General features: G+C 40.6%; 2 protein-coding genes. Both read left to right on the forward strand.

Annotation, left to right across the window (positions count from 1 at the left end; genetic code table 11):
• Positions 1–250 (forward strand): plasmid mobilization relaxosome protein MobC (mobC, locus tag WMO25_RS18560; RefSeq protein WP_349086737.1); only part of this gene is annotated, 250 nt, incomplete at its 5' end.
• A partial coding sequence (locus tag WMO25_RS18565) for a relaxase/mobilization nuclease domain-containing protein (RefSeq protein WP_349086739.1) occupies positions 228–684 on the forward strand: 457 nt, incomplete at its 3' end. The genes mobC and WMO25_RS18565, both read left to right, overlap by 23 nt.

The following is a 684-nucleotide window of genomic DNA, read 5'->3' on the forward strand; positions in this document are numbered from 1 at the left end:
ACTTCTTGAAAAGGAAATTACAAACACGATCGAGGTAATAGCTGACATGGATGAACTTCGGAAGCTGGTCAGTGAATACGGAAAAATCGGATCGAATCTCAATCAGATTGCAAGGTATTTTAACACCGGCGGAGAATGGTCTGAGGAAATAAAGGATGAAATCCGGCAATGTATTTCCGAACTGTTCTCTTTGAGAAAAGAAGTATTACGAATGGCAGGTGAATTACATGGCCATAATCAAACACATTAAAAGCAGAAATGCGAACTATTCTGATGCTCTGGAATATTTGCTTTTTCAACACAATGAAAAAACAGGAAAACCGGTTCTGGATGATTCCGGCAGAAAGATCCTGCGGGAAGAATTTTATATGGATGGACTAAACTGTGATCCGATGTCTTTTGACAAAGAGTGCGAGAAGACTAATCAGTTTTTTCACAAAAATCAGAAAAGAGGAGATATCAAAAGCCATCATTACATCATCAGTTTTGATCCGGCAGATACAACAGAATGTGGACTTAACGGCGAAAAAGCCCAGGCTCTTTGTCTGGAATTTGCCCGCAAAAACTTTCCCGGCTATCAGGCATTGGTAGTCACTCATACGGATGGACACAATGGCTCCGGTAATATTCATACCCATATCGTCATCAACAGTGTCCGCAAATATGCGGTTGAACGACAAAACT

This window comes from Coprococcus intestinihominis (genome assembly GCF_040096555.1).
In the GTDB taxonomy this organism is placed as follows: domain Bacteria; phylum Bacillota; class Clostridia; order Lachnospirales; family Lachnospiraceae; genus Coprococcus_A; species Coprococcus_A intestinihominis.